This is a genomic window from Dyella sp. 333MFSha (genome assembly GCF_900102405.1).
In the GTDB taxonomy this organism is placed as follows: Bacteria; Pseudomonadota; Gammaproteobacteria; order Xanthomonadales; family Rhodanobacteraceae; genus Luteibacter; species Luteibacter mycovicinus.
On sequence record NZ_FNBR01000002.1, the window covers coordinates 672,030 to 695,558 of the forward strand.

The following is a 23,529-nucleotide window of genomic DNA, read 5'->3' on the forward strand; positions in this document are numbered from 1 at the left end:
GCGAAAGGCCTACGAAGCGGTGATGGGGTGCCGCTTCATTGCTTCGTTGGCTTTTCGCGCGCGGGGCGCGCTCCTACCGGTCGTGGGTTTACCGACCGCCGAACAGCCGGCCGATGCGGCGGAAGAAACCGACCTTCTCATGCGTATGCGGTGCAGGCGCCGGAGCGGCAGCGGCAGCGGTCGGGCGGTTCGCTGCGACCTGACGCGACGGGCGGCTGCCCTGACGCGACTGACCATCCGCGTGACGCGACGGGGCGGCTGCCTTCGGGCCTGCGGCCTGATCGGTGGCGCCGCTACCCTCGACGTTCTCCACGCCTTCGCGCGCGCCGCGGCCACGACCACCGCGACGGCGGCGACGCTTCTTCGGGGCGCCATCGGCAGCGATGGCCTCGGCAGCGGGCGGCAGCTCCTCGACCGACTCGGCAACGATCACGGTCTTTACCGGGACCTCCGTGGAGGCGGCGGTGAAGCCACCGACCGGGGTGTCCTCGCGCGGCGGGCGCGGGCGACGCTCGCGGCTGCCGGAGCGCTCGCCCGAGCGGGAACCGCCACGACCACCCTCCCGACCGCCACGACCGCCCTTCTCCGGCGGTGCGCCGCGCGTCGGGATGTGACCGCCCGTATCGTTCGGATCCTCGACTTCGTCCTGCACGCCGTCGGCGCGCGGGCGCGGCGCCGGCATCACCAGCATCTTCGCTTCGATCGAGGCGGTCGGAATCTTCTGGTTGATGTACGTCTCGATGTCCGGAAGGCCCATCGCGTAGAGGTCGCAGGCGAAGCTGATCGCGTCGCCTTCAGCGCCCAGGCGGGCCGTACGGCCGATGCGGTGCACGTAGTCCTCGGCATCCTGCGGCAGGTCGTAATTGAAGACGTGACTGACGGCGGGAATATGCAGACCGCGCGCGGCGACGTCGGTCGCCACGAGCATGTCGATCTGGCCGTCCTGGAAACGCTGCAGCAGCTTCTGGCGCTTGACCTGCGGCACGTCGCCCGAGATGGCGCCGACACGGAAGTTGTGGCGCTTGAGACGATCGGTGATGCGCTCGGCGGCGGCCTTGGTGTTGACGAAGATGATGCTGCGCTCGGCCTTGGTCTCTTCGAGCAGGTTGAGCAGCAGCGGCATCTTCTCTTCCTTGGACGGGAAGTAGACGACCTGGCGGACGCGGTCGGCGGTGACGTTTTCCGTCTCGACGACCAGCTTTTCGGCCTCGTGCATGTGCTCGTAGGCCAGCTCCAGCACGCGATGGCTCAGCGTGGCGGAAAACAGCAGCACCTGACGCTGCTCGCGGGCCGGCAGGCGGCGGAAGATGAAGCGGACGTCCTTGATGAAACCAAGGTCGAACATGCGGTCGGCTTCGTCGATGACCATGACTTCGACCGAGCCGAAGCCGAACACGTCCTGCTTGTGGTAGTCGAGCAGGCGACCCGGCGTGGCGATGATGATGTCGCAGCCGTCGCGCAGCTGCTGGCGCTGCTTGTCGTAATCGACGCCGCCGTAGATGAGCGCGCTGCGCAGACCGGTGGCCTTGCCGATGGTCTGGAAGTCCTTCTCGATCTGGATGGCCAGTTCGCGCGTCGGCGCGATGATCAGGGCGCGCGGATCCGCGTCGCGGCGGTTGGGCGCGGCCGGATGCTTCAGCAGGCGGTCCATCAGGGCGACCAGGAAGGCGAAGGTCTTGCCCGTGCCCGTCTGCGCCTGACCCGCTACGTCACGGCCCGTCAGGGCGAGCGGCAGGGTCAGCGCCTGGATGGGCGTGCAGCGGGTGATGCCGGCGGCGGCAAGGCCCTGATGGAGAAGCGGATGAAGGTCGAGGTTTTCGTAGAAGACATCGGTGAGAACGGTTTGGGACATAGGTATGAATGGCCTGGCGTCTCGTCGCGCGGAGGCGCGACGGCATCCCGGCGGCCGGGCGGGCCTCGGGACGGTGGGTGATCCGGCCGGCGTCACGGGAGAGTCGGGGGCGGCCAGGTGTCAGTCCGGCGGCCAGACGACGCGCCCGGCGCACGATGGCCGGAGGCGGCGGCGCGCGACCCGAGGGTTCCCGCTGGCATAGGTGAAGAGGCTTGAAACGATTAACCTTTTCACCTATGTCAACGGAAACCATCCCGTCGGCGCCCTTGAATCGCTTGAATCGCGCCCCTAGTTGCGTTGGAATGAGGGCCAGCGGCTGCAATGGCCAAGACCTTCGGTTCCGGTTGGACCCGCGACATGAGGCTCCTTAGTGTAGCCGATGCAGGCGTCACGGTCGTCAACCCCCTATTACCCCCATTCTGGAGATCACGGTGAGCGAAAAGATCACCCATACGAGCGACTCTGCCTTCCAGCAGGAAGTCCTCGATTCCGACACCCCGGTCCTGCTCGATTTCTGGGCCGAGTGGTGCGGCCCGTGCAAGTCGATCGCTCCGGTGCTCGATGAACTGGCCGGCGAGTACGAAGGCAAACTGAAAATCGTCAAGATCAACATCGACGAAAACCAGCAGACGCCCCGCCAGTTCGGCGTCCGCGGCATCCCGACCCTGATGATCTTCAAGGACGGCAAGGTCGCCGGCACCCAGATCGGCGCCGTCGGCAAGGGTCAGCTGACCCAGTTCATCGAAAAGTCCCTCTGAATTCCCCGTTTCACCCACGCCGCCGCGTGAGGCGCTTTACGCCGCGCCTCACGCGATGCTAGGCTCTAGGAGTTCGCCGGGACACCGCTTGTCCCCTCCAGTCGCGAACCCTCTCCCTTCTTCTTTTAACGGCGCCCCGTGAGGTTTGCCCGTGTCCGATATCGAAACTAAAGATTCCATCGACGCCAAGGGCGCCGGCGATCAGCCTGCGACCGAACCGCGTCCCCGTACGCGCCGAAAGGCGCCAGCCGCCGCACCCGCGGTAGAGACGAGCGCACCCGCGCCGGCTCCCGTCGCGCCGCCGGCGGTCAAGTCTCCGCCGCCGCTGCCTCCGGTACCGACACCGGCGCCGCAGGCCGAGTTGCAGTTGAGCAACGCGCCGGCGTCACCGGCGGAGCCGCGTCCTGCGTCCCCGTCGAATGAAACGCGCGATGGCGGCCAGCCTGCCCCTTCGCAGGGCGGCGGTCAGGGTCAGGGCGGTCAGCAGCAGGCCCGGGGCGACAACCCCAACCAGCAGCCGAATCGCAACGACCGTAACAACCCGAACAACCCGAATAACCCGAACAACGAGCGCGAGGGCCGGGGCCGTCGTCGCCGGAACGAACGCAACGACCGCGGCGACCGTGGCGACCGGAACAACCAGCAGCGCCCAGGTGGCGGTAACCCCGGCAACGGCGGCAACTACCAGCACCCGCGCAACAACAACAACGGTTATCCCGTCGACGATGACGAGAACGCCGACGCCGGCAGCAACGATCGCCTGATCAACCTGACCGAACTCAAGCGCAAGAACGCCATCCAACTGCTCGAGTTCGCCGAGTCGCTCGGTGTCCGCGAGGGCGTGGCCCGCCAGCGCAAGCAGGACGTCGTCTTCAATATCCTGAAGGCCCACGCCCGTTCGGGCGGCGGCATCTGGGCGGAGGGCGTGCTGGAAATCCTCCAGGACGGCTTCGGCTTCCTGCGCTCGGCCGACGAGTCGTACCTGGCCGGCCCGGACGACATCTACGTCTCCCCCAGCCAGATCCGCCGCTTCAACCTGCGCACGGGCGATTACATCACCGGACGCGTCCGCCATCCCAAGGAAGGCGAGCGTTACTTCGCGATGCTCAAGGTCGACGACATCAACGGCGATCCGCCGGAGGCGTCGAAGAACAAGCTGCTGTTCGAGAACCTCACCCCGCTGTTCCCGCGCAAGTCGTTCAAGCTCGAGCGCGGCAACGGGTCCACCGAGGACATCACGGGCCGCATTCTCGATCTGGTCGCACCCATCGGCCGCGGCCAGCGTGGCCTCATCGTCTCCCAGCCGAAATCCGGTAAGACGATGATGTTGCAGAACATCGCGCAGGCTATCCAGTACAACCATCCGGACGTCCATCTGATCATGCTGCTGATCGATGAGCGCCCTGAGGAAGTCACGGAAATCGCGCGCACGGTTCGCGCCGAAGTCATCAGCTCGACCTTCGACGAGCCGGCCGTTCGCCACGTGCAGGTCGCCGAAATGGTGATCGAGCGCGCCAAGCGTCTGGTCGAGCACAAGAAGGACGTGGTGATCCTGCTCGACTCGATCACCCGCCTGGCCCGTGCCTACAACACCGTGGTACCGAGCTCCGGCAAGGTCCTCACCGGCGGTGTCGACGCCAATGCCCTGCAGCGCCCCAAGCGCTTCTTCGGCGCGGCGCGTAACGTCGAGGAAGGCGGCAGCCTGACGATCATCGCCACCGCGCTGACCGACACGGGCTCCAAGATGGACGAGGTGATCTACGAAGAGTTCAAGGGCACCGGCAACATGGAAGTGCACCTGTCCCGTCGTATCTCCGAGAAGCGCGTCTATCCGGCCATCGATATCAACCGCTCGGGCACCCGCCGCGAAGATCTGCTCATCGATCCGGACCTGCTCGCCAAGATCTGGATCCTGCGCAAGCTGCTGCACCCGATGGATGAGCTCGCCGCGATGGAGTTCATGCTCGACAAGATGAAGAACACGAAGTCCAACGACGAGTTCTTCAATTCGATGAAGCGCTGATCGCGCCGCACCGGATCTTGCGAAGAGGCCGCCCATCGGGCGGCCTCTTCGTCTTTGGAGTGCCAGCACACGCGCCGGTCAGGCAAGTGAGAGGCTCGCGCGAGAATTTGCAACGTATCGACGGCGAAGGGGGGGGTGCCTTGTGCCACTGGCGGCCCCCGTTCTAAACTTCACGCCTAAGTGGACTGGGGGTTCCCGGTCGGCGTCATAGCCTCGGTGAGTTCACCGGGGCTTTTCGCTTTCTGCGTCAGGGAAAAGCTTGAGCCCCCACCCTTCGAAGTCGACGCCAAGCTTTTTGCGCCCTCCTTTGCAGAAGAACTTACGCTTGAGCACCTCAAATGCCCGATTAGGGCTTTGCGGTCGAAGGACCGACAGACCGATGGGCCGGGCTACGAGATCGGCGAGTTGCAGTCCGGAGGAGTTGGTCTTCTTGTCGGCGAATTTAATGGCGAATGGCAGCTGGCGCCCCCACCTGTTAGCGCCGTCACAAATTCTCCGGAATTCCAGCTCCAGATCACGATCTTCTTTTTTACCTCGGCACTCAACGACGACGTGAGTCGGACGATCGCCCTGTTCTTTCTCCTCAACAAGCTCAAACAGCGTCTCGAGACAGAATCCGAGAGCCAGATGGTATGGATTGCTTTCAAGCTGAGCACGCTCCCTGAGCCTCGCCTTGCTGATGACGCAGCTGATCAGAATAAAGTTGCTCGTGTCGATCAACCCAGTGAGCTCGTCAAGAAAAACTTCCTTTTCCAGGCGATTGTTGAAGCGGAAGATTCCCTTTTCCTTCCGTATGTCGTGTTTGTAATGACCCACCACTTCCTGCACAGGTCAGGCCGCTAAAGCATACGCTTGAGCGGGTGTTTTCATCTTCAGCGCCTGATGGGGTCGCTGATGGTTGTAGAAGTGGATCCAGTCGCCGATCGTGCGCATCGCATGGGTCAGGCTTTCGAAGCGATGCCGGTGCACGCACTGCTCCTTCAAGGTGCGGATGACCCGCTCGACCATGCCGTTTTGCTGCGGGCAATGCGGCGTGATGAACTCCTGTTGCAGCCCGTAGCTACGTACCAGGCTGGTGTACTTGCGACTGGTAAAGACCAGGCCGTTGTCGGATCGAAGCAAGAACGGCGCATTGACCCTTCCCAGCGTGCCGAAGCGACTGATTAAGGCCTGCTCCAGCGCGCCGGTGGCGGTGCTGGCCTTGCCACTGCGCGACAAATGCCAGCCAAGAAGTTCGCGGGTATGGCAATCGATGACCAACGCCAAGCTGAGCCAGCCGTCCTTGCCACCCCAGACCCGGCACAGATCCGTCGACCAGCGCTCGTCCGGCCGCGTGGCGACCGAGGGCAGTGCCTGGATACGTGGACGCTGGCCAATCGGCCGTTTGCGCACCTGCCAGCCCTTGAGCTGAAAGATGCGCTGGACCGTGTTCTTGTTCATGCCAAGCAGGCCGGCGACGGTACGATAGCCGAACGACGGCTCCGCTTCGATAAGGGCTTTCACCGGCGCAGCGATCGCCTCCTGGATCTTCGGAGGCGCCTTGACCGAACGGTAATAGACCGTCCGCCTCGCCACGCCAAACCAGTGGCATAGCTTGACCATGGAGACCTCGAAACCATCGGCAAGCAATCCCTGCTGAAGGGAGACCATCAGGTCTCGTCCTTGCCCAGCAGGGAGCTCAATTTTTTTCGTGCGCGCAGCTCCAGCATGGCCTCGCCGTAGGCTTCCTGGAGGTCTTTCAATTGACGCTCGTACTGTTTTCCGGCTTGGCCCGCAAGGCGTTTTCCATGCCGCGCTTCGCATCTTCAACCCACCCTTCGATCTCCGAAGGCGGCAGATCAAACTGGCGACTGGCTTCGGATATGGACGTCTTGCCCTGGATCACTTCCAGGACCAATGCCGACTTGCGGCGGGCCGTCCAGCGCTTAATTTCTTCTTCCATCACGATGCTCATGGGGGTGCTCCCTTGGGAAAGTAACACCTGAGCAGGATTTCAGTGGGTCATTACATGTTCGTGAAGCACGACGATGTCATGCCCGAAGTGCCTGAACTTGAATGACTCGATCGCGGGGACGATGGCATCCGCATAATGCCCTTTGTGAAAGACACAAAATGCCAGCACGAAAACAGGATAGTTCGGGTCTACGGTTTCAAGACCATGATCGCCGCTCTCGTCAACGTAAACGACGTAGTTACTGAACCGGCCTGCTGGCGCCACGGCCAGAGCCTCATCGACCGCGTGATCGACCCCGGGCGACAACGGCAGCACCCATTGGCCGGTCGGCAACGCCTCAGGCTCTTGCTCCTTGCTTGACCTTCGCTTGACGGTCATCGCCTCATGACTCCCTTGTCGATGCATATTGCCGCCAGAGTATAGGAAGCATCGACGCATGCCTGGATAGCTGCGCGACTGACGAGCGCCAGGGTCGGCAAGGGCAGAAGGTCCCGACCTCCTCGTTTTCACCGACTCGCCGACGCATTTGCTACCCTGCGCCGCCGGCATGCCACCTTTTCCCGGCGGGCATGCGCCCCCATCTGGGCCGCATCCGGCCAAAAAGCCCCCTCTTCAAGGAAAGCCCCGTGTCCATCCCCAGCGCCGCCAAGAGCACGCCCATCGGCGACCGTGACGATCTGGTCGCCTATCTCGCCAGGGGCGAGAAGCCGCGTGAAGCCTGGCGCATCGGAACGGAGCACGAGAAATTCGGCTTCTACAGCGACGACCTCACCCCGCCACCGTTCGACGGGGACCGTCCGGGCATCCGCCAGCTACTGGAGACCCTGGCGACGCGCTTCGGCTGGGACGTGGCCCGTGAAGGCGACACCCCGGTCGCGCTGACCAAGGGCATGGCGAACATCACCCTCGAACCGGCCGGGCAGCTGGAGCTCTCCGGTGCGCCGCTGGAGACGATTCACGAGACCTGCGACGAAGTCACCAACCACCTGAAGGAAGTCCGCTCGGTGGCCGAGGAACTCGGCATCGGCTTCCTGGGAATGGGCTTCCAGCCCAAGTGGCGTCGCGACCAGATGCCGTGGATGCCCAAGGGCCGCTACAAGATCATGCGCGAGTACATGCCCAAGGTCGGTTCGCTCGGCCTCGACATGATGACGCGCACCTGCACGGTGCAGGTCAACCTCGACTACGCGACCGAGGCGGACATGGTGAAGAAGTTCCGCGTGGGCCTCGCGCTGCAGCCGATCGCCACGGCGCTGTTCGCCAACTCCCCCTTCACCGAAGGCAAGCCCAACGGTTACAAGTCGTATCGTTCGCACGTCTGGACCGATACCGACGCCGATCGCACGGGCATGCTCGACTTCGTTTTCGAAGACGGTTTCGGCTACGAGCGCTACGTCGACTACATCCTCGACGTGCCGATGTACTTCAGCTATCGCGACGGCAAGTATGTCGACCTGTCCGGCCAGGACTTCAAGAAGTTCATGCGTGGTGAGCTGGCCGCCTTGCCGGGCGAGAAGGCCAACATGCGCGACTGGGCCGATCACCTGACCACCGCCTTCCCCGAGGTGCGCCTGAAGCAGTACCTCGAGATGCGCGGCGCCGATACCAGCACGTGGAACTCGCTGTGCGCACTGCCCGCGTTCTGGGTGGGCCTGCTGTACGACGACACCGCGCTGGACGCCGCATGGGACCTCGTGAAGGACTTCACGAAGGCCGAGCGCCATGCGCTGCGTGACGGCGTACCGAAGGAGGCGCTCGCGCTTCGCTTCCGCGACCACAGCGTGCGCGAGCTGTCACTGGAGGCGGTGAAGATCGCCCGGGAAGGCCTCAAGCGGCGCAACCGCACCGGTCACCGCGGCGTCGACGAATCCGTCTACCTCGAACCGCTGGAAGAGATCGCCCTCTCCGGCAAAACCCAGGCCGACACCAAGCTCGAGCTCTTCCAGAGCGAATGGAACGGCAGCGTCGACCCCGTGTTCCGCGACTACGCTTACTGAGTCATTGCCATGCAGATGAATGAAACGCGCCTGGGCCGTCTCGACGACCTCCTGATCTCGACCAACCGCTATTCGCTGGAGACGCTGGACGGGCTCTTCTCGGCGGCGATCGTGGGCCCGGCCGACGTCGACATCGACGACTGCATGGCGATCCTCGACACCGACGAGGCGACGCCCTGGGAGTCCGAGGCCGTGCACGCGGAGGTCGCCACGCTGCTCAAGGAATTCTGGGCGGTGATCGAGGCACGCGTGTCGGGCGATCCCAAGGTACTGGCGGAAGACGCCCTGCCCTTCATCGACTCGCCCGAGGAATTCGACGAGATCGAGGACGTCGCTTCGTACGATGGCGACTTCCCGCTCGCGAGCGACTGGGCGCTCGGCTTTCGCTTCGCCCTCAGCGAGTGGGAGGAGGAATGGTCCGAGTGGCTGGATGAAAAGACCTATCCGTTCGTCGGCATGCTGCTGACCTTGACGGCGGATCAGACCGATCCGGACCCGGGCACACCGACGGTGGCCCTGCCGTCGTTCGAGGAGCGGATGAATCTGCTCAACGAGATCCCGTTCCAGCTCGCCCAGCTCTACCGTCGCCGCCATCCGCGGCACGGCAAGCCCGTACAGCGCGACGAGTCGAAAGTCGGCCGCAACGACGTCTGCCCATGCGGCAGCGGCAAGAAATTCAAAAAATGCCACGGCGCCGAAGGCCTGTAGGAGCGCGCCCCACGCACGATCCCGTTCGACTGGCCTGAAGGTCACCCACAAAAAAACCTCCCCGTCACCGGGGAGGTTTTTTTACTGGCTCATATCAGCCGATCGGGGAGACGATCAGAACTGGTACTTGGCCGAGACGCTCAGCAGGTTGCCCTTGTCGTCGTTCTGGCCGACCAGACGGTCGTTGGTGGCATTGGTGACGCCAGCGATGTGTGCTTTGTTAACGAAGATGTGGGCGTAACCCGCGTTGACTTCGAAACGGTCGGTGGCCTTGTAGCCGATACCGAAGGCCAGCCACTTGCGGGTCGAGTCCGGCACGCGCGGGGAGCGGGTATCGTCGTAGGTCGGCGTCGTGTCGACGGCGACACCGGCGCGCAGCGTCAGCTTGTCGGTCGGGTAGTACTCGCCACCGGCGGACAGGAAGTAGCTGTTGCGCCAGCTGTAGTCTTCGCTGGTGGACGGCTGGTTCGGGTTCGAGTAATTGACCGTGAGGTCCTTGAACTCGTTCCACTTGGTCCACGACAGATCGAAGCCCAGGCCGAACTTCACGTCCTGGTGCCAGAAGCTCGCGGTGGCGACGGACGGCGTGGTGAAGTCAGCCGTACCGTTGGTGTGGGTGAACGGCGGCTGGCCCGAACCGAGCAGCGCACCGACGGTCGGGTTGGACAGCACGGCCGTCACGTTGCTCGGCATCGTGAAGTTACCGGTGCCTTCCAGCTTGTGGCTGATCTTGCTGCGGTAGTTCAGGGCGATGCGGTCGTTCTGGGTCAGCTTCCACAGGCCACCGATCTGCCAGCCGTAAGCCCAGTCGTCACCCTTGATCTTGGCGACGCCGTCGCTACCCGGCGGAACCACGGCGGCGTACTGTGCGGCCAGCGCGCGGGCGGTGGCGGGCGGCAGCTGACCGGCGGCGGCGGCGCGCTGGATCAGGCCGAGGCCGACCGTGTTGTAGTTGATCGCACTGGTCAGTTCCGCGGTCGTCTTCTGCGCGATGAAGCTTGCGCCGAGGGCGAAGTCGTCCGTCACGTCGAACGACGCCGACAGCGTCGCGTCATACGACTTGAAGTCGGACTTGATGGCGTTGTAACGACCCTTCCAGTCGGAGTCGTATTCGGTCTTGAAACCGAACGGGGCGGTCAGGCCGAGGCCGATGTGCCAGCGATCGCTGACCTGGGTCGCGACGTAGAACGCCGGAACCGGGATCGTGGTGCCGGCGTCGCCGCCGTTGCCGCCCGAGATGGGACGACCCTGAGCGTCGGTCGCGGTGCCGTGGAACTTGGTGCTGAAGTTGATGCCGGTGACGTCGGCCTGGAACGTGGTGCCCTTGAGCAGGCTCATGGCGGCCGGGTTGTTCACGATCACCGAGGCGTCGTCACCCGCGGCGGCGGAACCGGCGAAAGCGCGACCGAGGGCGGCGGCGCTGTTTTCCTTCAGCTGGAAGGCGCTGGCGTGAGCGGCCTGCGGAGCCACCAGCGCGCCGGCGATGGCCAGCGAAAGGGCGGCGACGGCCAGCGAACGGGTATGGGTCAACTTCTGCATGCGTGGTGGCTCCTGCTTTTGTTCTGTTCTGGGTCGATGTCACGTGCGCGGAACGGAAAAGTTAGCCGTTTTCATACGCGCGTTTAACAATCTGGGGTGGGACTCTGGACGACTTGACGAATAATTTGCAAGTGCATGTGCAACAAAGTCGAAACATCCGACGTTTATGCACACTTGCGCCGTCACTCTTTTGCTAACGTATGCTGCCGATCCGCAAGCGAGACCGCCGTCATGCACTGCTACGTCTACGCAAGCCTTCGCAAGCCCGATACTTACGTCTGGATGACCCGCCGGGACGGCTTCGACATGCTTCCCGAGCCGCTCGTCCTCCTGCTGGGTGAGCTCCGCTTCGTGCTGGAGTTCGAACTCACGCCGCAGCGCAAGCTCCCGCACAACGACACTGAGCAGGTGCTCATCAACCTCGCGGGTTGCGGCTGGCATCTGCAGACGCCTCCCGGCGACACGCTCACCGTCTGCAACCAGCCCAACCACAATCGCGAGATCGACCCCGACCGGACGCTCGTGCGCGTCTGATCGGCCGAATCCGCGCACAGGCAGACTGTGCGGCGTGGGTTAACACGTCGTTACCGCGTGATGCCATGCGCGTCCGTATACTCGCGCGCATGGCCAATCCCAAACGTCGTCGACCATCGCTGATCAAGGCGCTGCCCTGGTTCCTTCCCGCCCTCGCCGCTGTCGCCTGCGCGGGTCTCACGGCGTCGCCGCTTGCGCTGATTCCGCTGCTGCTCGCTAACGCCCTGGTGATGGCCGCCGTCTGTCACGCGATCGGTTTCGATCCCGAAACGAGCTTCCTGCGTACGGCTTTGCGCCGCGGTTCGGCGCACGTCGTGATCTTCACGGCCTACACCTTCGTCGTGTTCGTGCTCGTCGCCTGGCCGCTGCTCAAGCTGACGCAGGCGCCCAGCCTGGGCGTCGCGCTGCTGCTGGCAGCGACGCTCGTGGTCGCGCTGGCGGCGCTGTGGCGCATGTGGCCGGCGTTCGGGCTTCTTTTCCTCTGGGACGATGCCTACCCCGAGGACAGCGGTAACGGCTCGTGGATCTTCACCGCGGTGGCCCGCTCGGTCAGCTTCGGCCGTCACCTTTCCGCCGAGGAACGTTTCTTCTCGCATTTCCTGCCCGCCGCCTTCAGCCTGCTCGTACTCGCCTTTTGCGCCGTGGCCCTCTCCGGCCTGTACGGCGTCTTTCCCCCGGAGATGCGGATCGCCGCGCTGGCGATCTATGGCGTGGTGCTGCTGCCCGTCGCCGGCATGGTGATCGCGAACCGCACCCTGCGTGCGCTGCTCTGCGAGCGCCGCGGGCATATCCGTACGGCCCGCGCCGAGCCCCGGCGTGAGCCGGGCATCGAGCCGGACGTGGCTGCGCCGCCTCCCCCCATTCCCGTACTCAGCACCGAAGAAAGTCAGCCCGGCGTACGCGAGCACGCGCTCCTGGCAGCGGCCCGCGAAGGCGACATCGCACGGGCCGTGGCGCTCGTCGAAGCGGGTGCCGACCCCAACACCGCCGCGGAAGCGGGCGATCGCGACCAGCGCCCCGTGCTGACGCTCGCCGCCCTTTCCCCCGACATCCGCCTGCTGCGTGCGCTGATCGCGCGTGGCGCGCAGGTCAGCCGTGCCCATCAGGGCGTGACCGCGTTGCACGCCGCGACGCGCGACAGCTGGCACGGTCGCCCTGAAGCCGTCCTCACCCTGCTGACCAACGGCGCGAACGCCGCCGCCACCGATGCCGAGGGCAACACCGCACTGCACGGGGCGGTGCTCAGCGCCGAGCCGACCGTCGCCGCCATGCTGCTCGATGCAGGCGCGCCGGTCGACGCCGTCAACGCCGCCGGCGACACGCCGCTGGCCATCGCGTGCCGCGCGGCCAACTGGGCACTCGTGCGTTTCCTTCTCGAGCACGGTGCCAAACCCGCTCCCGTCGGCGGCGAGCCCGCCCTGGTCGCCGCCGCCGGTATCGCCGACGACGACGCGGAAGGCGTGAAGGTGCTGCTGCGCTACAAGGCGCCGGTGAACGCCACCGACGCCCACGGGCGCTCGGCCCTGATCGCCGCCTCCGCGGAAGGTCATGAGCAGATCGCCCGCGCCCTGCTTCAGGCCCACGCCCAGCCGAACCTCGCCGACCGGCATGGCACCACCGCCCTCATGGAGGCCGCGCGTGCCGGCGCTCACGGCATCGTCCAGTTGCTGGCCGACGCCCAGGCCAATGCCTCGCCGCGCGACAGCCACGGACGCGACGCGCTGACGCTGGCCTGCCAGTCGCCGCGCGCCCAGGCCGCCACGGTACGCGCGCTGCTCGCGCTGGGAGCCCAGCCGAAGGAAGCCGGCGCGGATGGACGCAGCGCGCTCGACCACGCGGCCGGTACGGGCCGCTGGGACTTCGTCGCCCTGCTCGACCCGGAGACGCCACTGCCGACATCGCTGAGCGAATCGGTCGTACCGGAGGCGGGGGCGGATTCGCCGATGCATCTCTACGATGCCTTGCGCTTCGGACACTGGGCCGTCGCTTCCACGTTCACCGCCAAGGTTCGCGCCTGGCCCGCGGAAGAACTCGCCGCGCTGTATGTCGATCTGGCTGGCACGGGCTTCGACGCGGCACGCGCGTGGCTGCTGGACCATGGCCTTCATGCCGAGGCGCGGCTGGCGCCCCCGGCCGACGGAACCGACACGACCGGTCGCCGGCTGTTCGACGCCCTGCTCCCCCAGCTTCCCCAGTCGGCCGACGCGCTGCTGCAGCTGATGCGCGCGGGCGCCACCCCCGCGGGTGCGGGCCTCCTCGGTCAGGCGGTGTGCCGCCTGGACGGTGCCGACGAACGCCTGACGCTCGCGATGCTCGAAGCCGGTGCCGACCCCTTCGGCGCCGACGCGCGCGGTCGCACGCCGGTACACATGGCGGCGGCCACCGGCCGCAGCGCGTTGCTCGGTGCCTTGCTCGCCCGGGGCATGGACCCGAACGTGCGCGACGCGGGAGGCCGTACGCCCCTGCATGCCGCGCTGGAACAGGGCGGCGAGAGCCTGCCCCTCGTCCGCCTGCTGGTCGCTCATGGCGCGGACCCGGAAGCGGCGGACGTCAATGGCGAGACGCCGTACGGCCTCGGCATCGGCCATGGCGATGTCGAGCGCTGGCTGAGCTGGACCGCGTGGCCACTGCCGCGCCGTCCGCTGCGTGCCGATGACTTACCCGCCGCCGCCGCCGCGGGCGACATACAGGCGGTCGACCGGCTGCTCGAACTCGGTTTCGCCGTGGACACGCGCGATGCGCAAGGCGCCACCGCCCTGCTTCGTGCCGCCGGCGCCGGAAGGCGGGATGTGGCCGAACACCTCATCGAAGCGGGCGCCGATCCCACGCTCGCCGCCGCTTCAGGCATCACGCCACTCGCCGCCGCGGTGAACGCGCGTCGCGACACGATCGTCGAAGCGTTGCTCGCGCGCGGCGTGGCGGCGGACCAGCGACTGCCGGGCGATACGACCGCCCTGATGATCGCCGCCGCCCTCGGCTACCCCGAGATCGCCGAGATGCTGCTCGCGGCAGGCGCCGATGCCCGCGCCGAGGACGCGCACGGACACACGGCGCTGCATGCCGCCGCGCAATACTGCTTCGGCAGCAGCGACAGCCTGCGCGCACGTCGCCTGCTCGATACGGTCATCGGCAAGGGTGCCGATGTGAACAAGGCGGACAAGGACGGCGTGACCCCGCTGCTGATGCTGCTGGGTGCGCATCTGCGCCCCGGTACCGAGGCGGATGCCACCCACCTTGGCGCGCTGGTACCCGTCCTGCTCGACGCGGGCGCGAAGATCGAACACGCCGACCATCGCGGCGTCAGCGCGCTGCACGCAAGTGCGATGCATGCGCTGCTGGGCCCGGCCCGCGTCCTGATCCATCGCGGTGCGAACCGTCAGGCGGCCGATGCGTTCGGCCGGACCGCCGGCGATGTCGCCCGGCATCTGGGTTACGTGGACATCGCGCACGAGCTCGGAACGCGTGTCGGCGCGATTCCGAGCGTGAGGCAGACGTTGCGGCAGCCGGCGCAGCCGGACTAAGACCACGGCCGCCTGTGGCTCCCTCGCGACGGGCTGTCGCGAGCGGGGCTCGCTCCTACAGCGAGCGCGCTCGCCTCTTCAGGGTCAGGCTTCCTTTTCGCGCTCTTCCACCGCATCGGCCTCGAAGAGCTGCTGCAGGTCGTGCAGGGCTTCTTTCGAGGACTGCATGAGGGCGGCATCGTCGTCATACACCAGGTACTGCGCGCGCAGCACCTGCTCGTCGTGCTTGCGGAACCGCGCGATACGGCTGTCGACGACGTCGGCCGACATGTCCAGCGACTGGAGCACGTGGCGGGTCATCTCCAGGCTGGAGTAGAAGGTCTCGCGCACGGGATCTTCGATGCCGATATCCATGAGACGGAACGCATGCTGACGGTTGCGCGCGCGGGCGACGATCTTGAGGTGCGGGTACTGGCGCTTCACCAGCCGCGCGGTGCGGATGTTGGCTTCGGGATCGTCGGTGGCGATGACGAACACCTCGGCCTTGTCCGCCTGCGCGGCACGCAGCATTTCCGGACGCCCGGGATCGCCGAAAAACAGTGATGTGCCGCCGAAGCGGCGCGAGGTTTCCACCTGCTCCACCGAGCTCTCCAATGCGACGAACTGGATGCCCTGCGCACGCAGCACGCGAGCGACGATCTGGCCCATGCGCCCGAAGCCGGCGATGATGACGCGGGGCGTATCGGCCTCGATGGTGTCGAATGCACGGTCCGGCTTGCGCACACGCTCGTGCACGAGACGCGACGCGGCAAGCACGAGCAGCGGCGTCAGCGCCATCGACAGCGAGATCGCCATGACCATGAGGCCACGCTGGCTGTCGTCGATCAGGCGATTCTGCTGTGCGAGGTTGAGGATGACGAAGGCGAATTCGCCGCCGCTCGCCAGCACGGCCGCCAGGCGCACCGAATCGGCGGTGGTCAGCGAGCCGACCAGCCGGCCCAGCGGAACGATCAGCAAGGCCTTGACCGTGAGCAGCAGCGCCACCATGCCCAGCACGAGCAGCGGCTTGGCGACCAGCAACGCGAGGTCGACCGACATGCCCACGCTGACGAAGAACAGGCCGAGCAGCAGCCCCTTGAAGGGTTCGATATTCGACTCGAGTTCGTGGCGATACTCCGAATCCGCCAGCAGCAGACCGGCGAGGAAGGCGCCGAGCGTCACGGAGATGCCCGCCAGCTCCATCAGCCATGCCGTGCCCATGACCACCAGCAGCGCCGTCGCGGTGAACACCTCGGTGCTCTTGGCGCGGGCGACGAAGCGGAACACATGGCGCAGCAGCAGCCGGCCGCCGAGGATCACGGCGAAGATGGTGCCGACGACCCGGACCACGCTCATCGTGTCGGGACCGTGCGCGCCGTGGGCGACCGCGCCCCCCAGCAACGGCACCGCGGCGATCAATGGAATGGCGGCGAGATCCTGGAAGAGCAGGATGGCGAAGGCCTGGCGACCGTAGGCGGCGCCGGCCTCTTTGCGCTCAGCGAGGATCTGAAGGCCGAACGCGGTGGACGACAGCGCAAGGCTGCCACCGACGATCACGCCCGCCTTCCAGGTCAGGCCGAACAGGAAGTAGCCGATAGCACCGAGAGCGAGCGCACAGGTGATCACCTGCAGGCTGCCGCTGCCGAACACCGCACGGCGCATCACCCACAGGCGAGACGGCGACAGCTCGAGACCGATCACGAACAGCATCAGCACGACGCCGAAATCGGAGATCGTCGCAACGCCCTCGGTGTCGCTGACCAGGCCGAGGACGGACGGCCCGATCACGACGCCCGCCAGCAGGTAACCCAGCACGGCACCCAGACGGAAGCGTTTGGTGAGAGGCACGGCAACCACCGTCGCCAGCAGGAAGACGACGGCCGTCTCTAGAAAGTGATGTCCATCCATGCTGCGGCTCCCGGGAAATCGTCCCGGATTATGTCATGCGGATCCCGCTGCCGTTTTGGACGAAATGCCGCTCAACCCTTCAGCCAGCGCGCCACGTCCACCGCGAAGTAGGTCAGGATCGCATCGGCGCCCGCCCGTTTCATCGCCAGCAGCGATTCCATGACGACGGCCTTCTCGTCCAGCCAGCCGTTCTGCGAGGCCGCCTTGATCATGGCGTACTCCCCGCTGACCTGATAGACGAACGTGGGCGCGCCGAAGGCGTCTTTCACCCGCCGTACGATGTCCAGATAAGGCAGGCCCGGCTTCACCATCACGGCATCGGCGCCTTCGGCGAGATCCAGTTCGACCTCGCGCAGGGCCTCGTCGCTGTTGCCGACGTCCATCTGATAGGTGTGCTTGTTGCCCTTGCCCAGATTGGCCGACGAGCCGACCGCGTCGCGGAACGGGCCGTAGAAACTCGACGCGTACTTCGCCGAATACGCAAGGATGCGGGTGTGGATGTAGCCGGCGTCTTCGAGCGCGTCGCGAATCGCGCCGATGCGGCCGTCCATCATGTCCGAAGGAGCCACGAAGTCCATGCCCGCTTCGGCCTGGGCCAGCGACATCTTGATCAGCGCCTCGACGGTCGGCTCGTTCATGACGTAACCGTCGGCGTCGATCAGGCCGTCCTGACCGTGCGTGGTGTACGGATCGAGTGCCACGTCACCGATGAGACCCAGTTCCGGAAAGCGCTTCTTCAGCTCGCGCGTGGCGCGCTGGAACAGGGCATCGGGATTCCACGCCTCACGGGCGTCTTCGCTTTTCACCCCGTCGCCGACGGACGGGAACAGCGCCAGCGCCGGTATACCCAGGGCGACGCACTCCTCGGCGAGCTTCAGCAGTTCATCGATCGACAGCCGGTCGACACCCGGCATGGACGAGACCGGCTCGCGCACGCCTTCGCCATCGACCACGAAAGCGACCATGATCAGGTCGGACACGGTGAGCACGTTCTCGCGCATGAGGGCGCGGGAGAAAGCGTCGCGGCGCATGCGGCGCATGCGGACGGCGGGAAAAGTCATGGGACGGCGGCCTGTTGGTTGGCGATCGCCCCATTTTACGCCTCGGCCGACGCGCCGGTGGTGGCAAGGCGTCGCAGGCGTCTCACGCCCACCGATACGACGGCCGGGGGGTATAGCGCATCGGCGGAACGCCGCCATGGGGCCGCCCCGCCCCACGCTTACACGTCGATTCGCAGCGTGGTTTCCGGATCGAAGAAGTGGACCCGCTCCAGATGGAAGCCCAGCGCGACGTCGCTGTCCGGCTGCACCGTCGAATGGGGCGGTACGCGCGAGACGAGCTCTTCGCTACCGTGACGCATGTTGAGGAACACTTCGTTACCCACGGGCTCCACCACGTCGACATGCGCCTGCAGGCGTGCGTCGACACCGGGATGGTCGCTGACCGTGAGCAGGTCCTCCGGGCGTACCCCGACGATCAGCGGCTTATCGATGTAGGGGTCGAGTGCGGCCGCCTCGGTGGCGAGCGCGAGCGAGCCATCCTTCATCTCCAGACGAAGCCCGTCGGCGCGACGCAGCGTCCCGTGGAAAAGATTCATGGCGGGGCTGCCGAGGAAACCCGCGACGAAAAGATTCGCCGGCTTGTTGTAGAGATTCATCGGCGTATCCAGCTGCTGGATCACACCGCCGTTCAACACCACGATGCGCTGACCCAGCGTCATCGCTTCGATCTGGTCGTGCGTCACGTACACCATCGTGGCGCCCACGCGGCGGTGAATACGCGCGATCTCCACGCGTGTGGACAGGCGCAGCTTCGCATCCAGATTCGACAGCGGTTCGTCGAGCAGGAAAACGGAGGGATCGCGCACCATCGCACGCCCCAGCGCCACGCGCTGCCGCTGACCGCCAGACAGCGCGGCGGGACGATGATCGAGGCGTTCGTCGAGGCCGAGCATCTCCGAGGCGCCGGCGACACGGCGATCGATCTCCGCCTTGTCCACGCCGCGCAGGCGCAGGCCGAAGCCGAGGTTCTCGCGAACGGTCATGTGCGGGTACAGCGCGTAGTTCTGGAAAACCATCGCGATGTCGCGATCCTTCGGCGGCACGTCGTTGACGACGCGGTCGCCGATGCTCAGCGTGCCACCCGAGATGGACTCGAGTCCGGCGATCATCCGGAGCAGCGTGGTCTTGCCGCAACCCGAAGGCCCGACCAGCACCAGCAGTTCGCCATCGGCGATTTCGAAGCTCGCCTCCTTCAGGGCCACATGCCCGTTCGGATAAACCTTGCGCACCTTCTCGAGGCGAACCACTGCCATCACATACTCTCCCGTTGTACCCGTGCCTGGCAGGCAACTGCCTGCCATTGACCCGGGCGATGGGGTATTCTGCCGACGTAAACGTTTACGTCAAAGTGCCGGTCCCCACCGTCACACCGGGAGGCTCTGCGTATGTCAAGACGGCGCAGAGCAAACCGTCACTAGACGCCAGCGCCCGCGCGAGGCAACCTTGCGGGCTTCCGTGATCTGACAGGTCCTTAAAACATGTCCAAAGTTAGCGCCGCGGCGCCGACCCTGCTCGCCGACCTCGGCGGCACCAACGTGCGCTTCGGCATTGCGCATCCGGAAGCAGATCAACCGCTTATCCAGGAAAGCATCCGGCGTTACCACGTCAAGGACTACGCTTCGCTGGGCGATGCCGCCAAGCAGTACTTCAAGGAAACCGGCCACGAGGCGCAGCGCGCCATCATCGCCGCCGCCGGTCGCATCGATAACGGCGAGACGGTGAAGGTCACCAACAACCCCTGGGCCATCTCGGCGAAGAATCTCGCCGCGGAGCTGGATCTGGAGTGGGTTCACCTGGTGAACGACTTCGCGGCGCAGTCGATGGCCGTGATGCTGATGAGCGCGGACAAGGACGCCCAGGGCCACCAGGATCTGGTGGAAGTCGGCACCCTGCCCGTGCCGAAAATCGGCGCCAAGGAAGAGCAGACCTTCGTCGTCGTCGGTCCGGGCACCGGGCTTGGCGTGGGCGGCCTGCTCATTCGTGGCGACAAGGTCAGCGTGCTGCAGACCGAAGGCGGCCATGCCGGCTTCGCGGCGCACAGCGCCGAGGACATCGAGATCCTCAAGGTGCTCAATCTTCGCTACGGCCGCGTGTCCAACGAACGCCTGATCTGTGGCCAGGGTCTGGTGAATCTCTACGAGGCGATTTGCGAAATCTCCGGTCAGAAGCCGCAGGCCGACATCACCCCGGAAGAGATCACCAAGCGCGCCACCGACGAAACCTGCCCCATGTGCGCACGCGCGGTCGAAACGTTCGCGGGCATCTTCGGCAGCGTGGCCGGTGACCTCGTGCTCACGCTGGGCGCGTGGGACGGCGTGTACCTCACAGGCGGCATGACGCCGATCCTGCTGCCGTGGATCCAGAAGGGCAAGTTCCGCGAACGCTTCGAAGCCAAGGGCCGCTTCCGCGACACCATGGAGCAGGTACCGACCCAGGCCATCATGAACCCGGAGCCGGGCCTCATCGGTGGTGCGGCGCTGGCGATCGTCGAAGCCGGCGGCACGCCGCTGCGCCGTTAAGCCAGCCGAGTGGTAAACGTCATGGCGCGCGCAGGTGAAGGCCTGGCGCGCGGATGACGCGCATGACCGTTGAGAACCCGGGATTCCCGTCCGCCGGGAGTGCGCGATCGCTCCTACGCGGCACGGCGGGAGAGCCCGCAGACCGAGTGGTTCAGGCCGGCGGAGCGAGCAGCGCGTCGAGATCGCTTTCGTCGAAGCTCAGTCGCTCACGGCTTCCGCCACCTTCGAGCACGGCGTCGGCAAGCTCGGCCTTGCGGGCTTTGAGTTCCTCGATGCGTTCTTCGACGGTGCCCGCTGTGATCAGCCGGTAAACGAACACGGGCTTGTCCTGACCGATGCGATGCGCACGGTCGCTGGCCTGTGCCTCGGCCGCCGGATTCCACCACGGGTCGTAGTGGATGACGGTATCGGCGCTGGTCAGGTTCAGGCCCACGCCGCCCGCCTTGAGCGAGAGCAGGAACAACGGCACCTCGCCGTCCTGAAAGCGCTGCACCGGCTCCGCGCGATCGCGCGTTTCGCCCGTCAGCGTCACGTAACTGATGCGCCGTCGATCGAGCTCGACCGCGATCAGCTTGAGCATTTCCGTGAACTGACTGAACAACAGGACACGGCGGCCTTCGGCCAGCAGCGCGGGAAGCATGTCCATCAACAGTTCGAACTTGGCGGACTCGCGCACGCCACGGGCGGCCTCGAGCTTCACCAGCCGCGGATCGCAGCAGACCTGACGCAGCTTGAGCAGCGCATCGAGGACCACGATGCCGCTATGGGCGATGCCGCGCTGCGCGATGACCTCGCGCAATTCCTCCGCCAGCGAGAGGCGCAGGCTTTCGTAGAGATCGCGCTGACGCGGCTCCATCACCACACGACGTGTGATCTCGGTCTTCGCCGGCAACTCCGACGCGACCTGGGCTTTGGTGCGACGAAGGATGAACGGCGCAATGCGACGGTTCAGACGGTCCTGGCACTCGATGTCCTGGTGCTTCTCGATCGGCGCACGGTAGTGGCGACGGAACGCACCTTCGTCACCCAGCAAGCCGGGCACGGCGAGATCGATCTGCGACCACAATTCGCCGAGGTGATTTTCCAGCGGCGTGCCGGTGAGGCAGAGGCAACGCGGCACCTTCAACGCGAGCAACGCGCGGCGCGCCTGCGTGCGCGGGTTCTTCACCTGCTGCGCTTCGTCGAGCACCACAAGGGAGAACGCCTGCTTCTTCAGCGTTTCGACGTCGCGCGGAAGCAATGCGTACGTCGTGAGGATGACATCGTTCTCGCCGATGTGCGCGAACGTTTCCGCGCGTTGGGGACCATGCAGCGCCAGCACACGCAGACTCGGTGCGAAGCGCGCGAGTTCGGACGACCAGTTCGGCACGAGGCTGGTCGGCACGACGACGAGCGCGGGCGACTCGAGATTGCCGTTTTCCTTCAGCGCCAGCAGATGCGTGATGAGCTGGAGCGTCTTGCCCAGACCCATGTCATCGGCGAGTACGCCACCGGTGCCGGCTTCGGCCAGGGCGTTCATCCAGCGCAGGCCATCGCGCTGATAGCCGCGAAGCTCCGCCTGCAACGCCTCGGGAACCACGTCGCTGGCGCGCTCGGCCGCTTCACGCAGACGCCTGGTGAAACCACGCAGCCGCTCGGGCGCTTCGAACGAGCCGCCACTGGGCAAGGCCTGCGCGAGCTCTTCGAGACGACCGGCCTGTACGCGAGGCAGATGCAGTTGCTGACGCGGCTTCTCGAGGTATTCGGCGAGCGGAGCGAGCAAGCCTCGCAATTCTTTCAGACGCACCGGGACGCGACGGCGTTCGTCGACGGGCGCGTACCAGACCGAGTCTTCAGCCTCACCGGGCGTCGGGCTCAGACTGAGCTGGTGCTCGGCCAGCGCCTGCGCGACGGCAGGCAGCAGGTTGACGCGCTTGCCCTCGACTTCGATGCCGATTTCCAGATCGAACGCACGGTCCGCGTCGTCTTCGTGCGCCTTCCCGTACCAGTGCACGGGACCCTCGAGCACTTCGAAGGGGAAGCTGCGGTCGTACTCCAGCACGAAGCCATCGCCTTCGAGCCGGGGACGCAAGGCAAGCCATCGGGCCGGTGTATTGACCTCCAACGCACCGGCATAGCCCTTGCCCGGGAACATCCACGCGTCATCGGGCAGCGTGTCGGCCATGTCCCAGGGCAAGCCCTCGGTATCGACCGCGGGATTGAGGCCTGCGCCTTCCAGCGTTTCCATCGAGGCGAGTTCTTCAGCACGGCGTCGCGTGATTTCAAGCAGCGCGCCGTTGCGCACGCGTCGGACCAGCGGCTCACCGCCGCGCCCGGGCAGGCGCTCGCCTGCGTAGTCGAAGGCAAGCCTTCCATAGGCCAGGGGGGGCGTACCCGCGGCGAGCCGCGCATGCCGGGTCAGGGCGTGGAGTACGAGCACCGGGCGCGGGGAGACTTCGGCCCGACGCATGTCACCGAACACCTGCGGCGGCGGGACGCGCGGCCCCATGCGCGTGCCTTCCATCCGGGCGAGGAACGCGGCCGTGCTTTCGGGCGGCAGAGGCGGAAGATCGAGCCAGGCGCCTTCGTCAGGGGAACCTTCCAGCGGACCGATCTCGGCATGCTCCGCGTCGAGGAACCAGAGCGAGCCCACACGAAAAAGACGCTGACTGGTCGGAAGCGCCGGCACCAGCTTCTGGCTGCCGTCCTTTTCGAGGTTCCAGCGCCAGCTCAGGGGATGAGCCTGCCCGCGCGACAGCTTCAGACCGGCAACGCCGCCGAAGAAACACGGTGCGCCATCGAGCACTTCAGCCAGGAGCTGGTCGCCCAGCGCACCGGCGAAACGCGCGTAGCTGCGACTCTTGCGCAAGGTCTGCGGCAGGCCGAGCACCGTGGCCGCCAGACGCTTCTCGGCCACCGTGAGCGCGGCTTCGGGCAGGTGGCGGCTATCCAGCGGCAGGGGGCGGGAGTAACGGCCCTCCGCACTCAGCGTGAGCAGGACCGGAGCGACATCCAGCCGGGCCGCCGGCTCGTGGTCGTCGTTGACGCCCTCGAGGAAGAAGCCCAGCACACTGCGCTCGGCCAGCGGAGGAGCGGCCGGCTCGTCGAATGCGCGCTGCCACGCCAGAGGCAGCACTTCTGCCATGGCGTGACGCCTGCGCTTGTCGTCCGGTTGATGCATCCGTATGCGAGCCTGT

Annotated in this window: 16 protein-coding genes and 1 pseudogene; 7 read left to right on the forward strand and 10 right to left on the reverse strand. The window is 66.0% G+C overall.

Features of this window, described 5'->3' with window-relative positions; translation table 11 throughout:
- Positions 1-88: 88 nt before the first annotated feature.
- Entirely contained in the window at positions 89-1,852 is a 1,764-nt protein-coding gene (locus BLT40_RS10320) for a DEAD/DEAH box helicase (RefSeq protein WP_090352870.1), read from the reverse strand.
- Positions 1,853-2,283: 431 nt separating this feature from the next.
- Here BLT40_RS10320 and trxA point away from each other — a divergent pair, with 431 nt between their 5' ends.
- Positions 2,284-2,610, forward strand: coding sequence for a thioredoxin TrxA (trxA, locus tag BLT40_RS10325; protein ID WP_043696284.1), 327 nt, complete (start codon positions 2,284-2,286; stop codon positions 2,608-2,610).
- A gap of 151 nt (positions 2,611-2,761) precedes the next feature.
- Positions 2,762-4,633, forward strand: a complete 1,872-nt coding sequence (rho, locus tag BLT40_RS10330; protein ID WP_090352872.1) for a transcription termination factor Rho — start codon at positions 2,762-2,764, stop codon at positions 4,631-4,633.
- Positions 4,634-4,855: 222 nt separating this feature from the next.
- Here rho and BLT40_RS10335 read toward each other — a convergent pair whose 3' ends face one another.
- From BLT40_RS10335 to BLT40_RS20445, 4 genes and pseudogenes are all read right to left on the reverse strand, one after another.
- Complete coding sequence (locus tag BLT40_RS10335) at positions 4,856-5,449, reverse strand: DUF3800 domain-containing protein (protein WP_218124544.1); 594 nt, start codon at positions 5,447-5,449, stop codon at positions 4,856-4,858.
- 15 nt (positions 5,450-5,464) lie between these two features.
- Entirely contained in the window at positions 5,465-6,262 is a 798-nt protein-coding gene (locus tag BLT40_RS10340) for an IS3 family transposase (protein WP_143025869.1), read from the reverse strand.
- A 20-nt stretch (positions 6,263-6,282) separates the two neighbouring features.
- A pseudogene (locus tag BLT40_RS10345) lies at positions 6,283-6,587 on the reverse strand (DUF1153 domain-containing protein).
- 39 nt (positions 6,588-6,626) lie between these two features.
- Complete coding sequence (locus tag BLT40_RS20445; RefSeq protein WP_218124545.1) at positions 6,627-6,965, reverse strand: DUF3800 domain-containing protein; 339 nt, start codon at positions 6,963-6,965, stop codon at positions 6,627-6,629.
- Positions 6,966-7,213: 248 nt separating this feature from the next.
- Here BLT40_RS20445 and BLT40_RS10355 point away from each other — a divergent pair, with 248 nt between their 5' ends.
- The gene (locus BLT40_RS10355; RefSeq protein WP_036109768.1) at positions 7,214-8,584 is read left to right on the forward strand and encodes a glutamate--cysteine ligase; all 1,371 of its coding nucleotides are present in this window, start codon (positions 7,214-7,216) and stop codon (positions 8,582-8,584) included.
- Positions 8,585-8,593: 9 nt separating this feature from the next.
- Positions 8,594-9,292, forward strand: coding sequence for a YecA/YgfB family protein (locus BLT40_RS10360; RefSeq protein WP_090352879.1), 699 nt, complete (start codon positions 8,594-8,596; stop codon positions 9,290-9,292).
- A 114-nt stretch (positions 9,293-9,406) separates the two neighbouring features.
- Here the strand turns inward: BLT40_RS10360 and BLT40_RS10365 are convergent, their stop codons facing one another.
- Positions 9,407-10,831, reverse strand: coding sequence for an OmpP1/FadL family transporter (locus tag BLT40_RS10365; protein WP_090352880.1), 1,425 nt, complete (start codon positions 10,829-10,831; stop codon positions 9,407-9,409).
- 231 nt (positions 10,832-11,062) lie between these two features.
- Between BLT40_RS10365 and BLT40_RS10370 the strand changes: the two genes are divergently transcribed.
- Positions 11,063-11,365 (forward strand): YcgL domain-containing protein, encoded by a 303-nt coding sequence (locus tag BLT40_RS10370; protein WP_036109757.1) that lies wholly within the window; start codon positions 11,063-11,065, stop codon positions 11,363-11,365.
- Between the two features lie 65 nt (positions 11,366-11,430).
- Positions 11,431-14,886: an ankyrin repeat domain-containing protein gene (locus BLT40_RS10375; RefSeq protein ID WP_308846448.1), complete on the forward strand. Its 3,456-nt coding sequence runs from the start codon at positions 11,431-11,433 to the stop codon at positions 14,884-14,886.
- An 84-nt stretch (positions 14,887-14,970) separates the two neighbouring features.
- Here the strand turns inward: BLT40_RS10375 and BLT40_RS10380 are convergent, their stop codons facing one another.
- From BLT40_RS10380 to ugpC, 3 genes are all read right to left on the reverse strand, one after another.
- A complete protein-coding gene (locus BLT40_RS10380; RefSeq protein ID WP_043696286.1) occupies positions 14,971-16,773 on the reverse strand; it encodes a monovalent cation:proton antiporter-2 (CPA2) family protein in 1,803 nt (600 codons plus the stop codon).
- A gap of 71 nt (positions 16,774-16,844) precedes the next feature.
- Entirely contained in the window at positions 16,845-17,834 is a 990-nt protein-coding gene (hemB, locus tag BLT40_RS10385; protein WP_090352883.1) for a porphobilinogen synthase, read from the reverse strand.
- A 158-nt stretch (positions 17,835-17,992) separates the two neighbouring features.
- Positions 17,993-19,087, reverse strand: coding sequence for an ABC transporter ATP-binding protein (gene ugpC / locus BLT40_RS10390; protein WP_090352886.1), 1,095 nt, complete (start codon positions 19,085-19,087; stop codon positions 17,993-17,995).
- Positions 19,088-19,312: 225 nt separating this feature from the next.
- On the opposite strand from ugpC, the gene glk reads away from it, so the two are divergent.
- Positions 19,313-20,353, forward strand: a complete 1,041-nt coding sequence (gene glk, locus BLT40_RS10395; protein WP_036109744.1) for a glucokinase — start codon at positions 19,313-19,315, stop codon at positions 20,351-20,353.
- Positions 20,354-20,504: 151 nt separating this feature from the next.
- On the opposite strand, the gene BLT40_RS10400 is transcribed toward glk, so the two are convergent.
- The gene (locus BLT40_RS10400; RefSeq protein WP_255363990.1) at positions 20,505-23,477 is read right to left on the reverse strand and encodes a DEAD/DEAH box helicase; all 2,973 of its coding nucleotides are present in this window, start codon (positions 23,475-23,477) and stop codon (positions 20,505-20,507) included.
- Positions 23,478-23,529 lie beyond the last annotated feature (52 nt).

Coding starts and splice junctions, on each gene's coding strand:
- BLT40_RS10320 (WP_090352870.1), bottom strand. CDS start 1,852: ATGTCCCAAACCGTTCTCACCGATGTCTTCTACGAAAACCTCGACCTT.
- BLT40_RS20445 (WP_218124545.1), bottom strand. CDS start 6,965: ATGACCGTCAAGCGAAGGTCAAGCAAGGAGCAAGAGCCTGAGGCGTTG.
- BLT40_RS10360 (WP_090352879.1), top strand. CDS start 8,594: ATGCAGATGAATGAAACGCGCCTGGGCCGTCTCGACGACCTCCTGATC.
- BLT40_RS10365 (WP_090352880.1), bottom strand. CDS start 10,831: ATGCAGAAGTTGACCCATACCCGTTCGCTGGCCGTCGCCGCCCTTTCG.
- BLT40_RS10370 (WP_036109757.1), top strand. CDS start 11,063: ATGCACTGCTACGTCTACGCAAGCCTTCGCAAGCCCGATACTTACGTC.
- BLT40_RS10375 (WP_308846448.1), top strand. CDS start 11,431: ATGCGCGTCCGTATACTCGCGCGCATGGCCAATCCCAAACGTCGTCGA.
- BLT40_RS10380 (WP_043696286.1), bottom strand. CDS start 16,773: ATGGATGGACATCACTTTCTAGAGACGGCCGTCGTCTTCCTGCTGGCG.
- hemB (WP_090352883.1), bottom strand. CDS start 17,834: ATGACTTTTCCCGCCGTCCGCATGCGCCGCATGCGCCGCGACGCTTTC.
- ugpC (WP_090352886.1), bottom strand. CDS start 19,087: ATGGCAGTGGTTCGCCTCGAGAAGGTGCGCAAGGTTTATCCGAACGGG.
- glk (WP_036109744.1), top strand. CDS start 19,313: ATGTCCAAAGTTAGCGCCGCGGCGCCGACCCTGCTCGCCGACCTCGGC.
- BLT40_RS10400 (WP_255363990.1), bottom strand. CDS start 23,477: ATGGCAGAAGTGCTGCCTCTGGCGTGGCAGCGCGCATTCGACGAGCCG.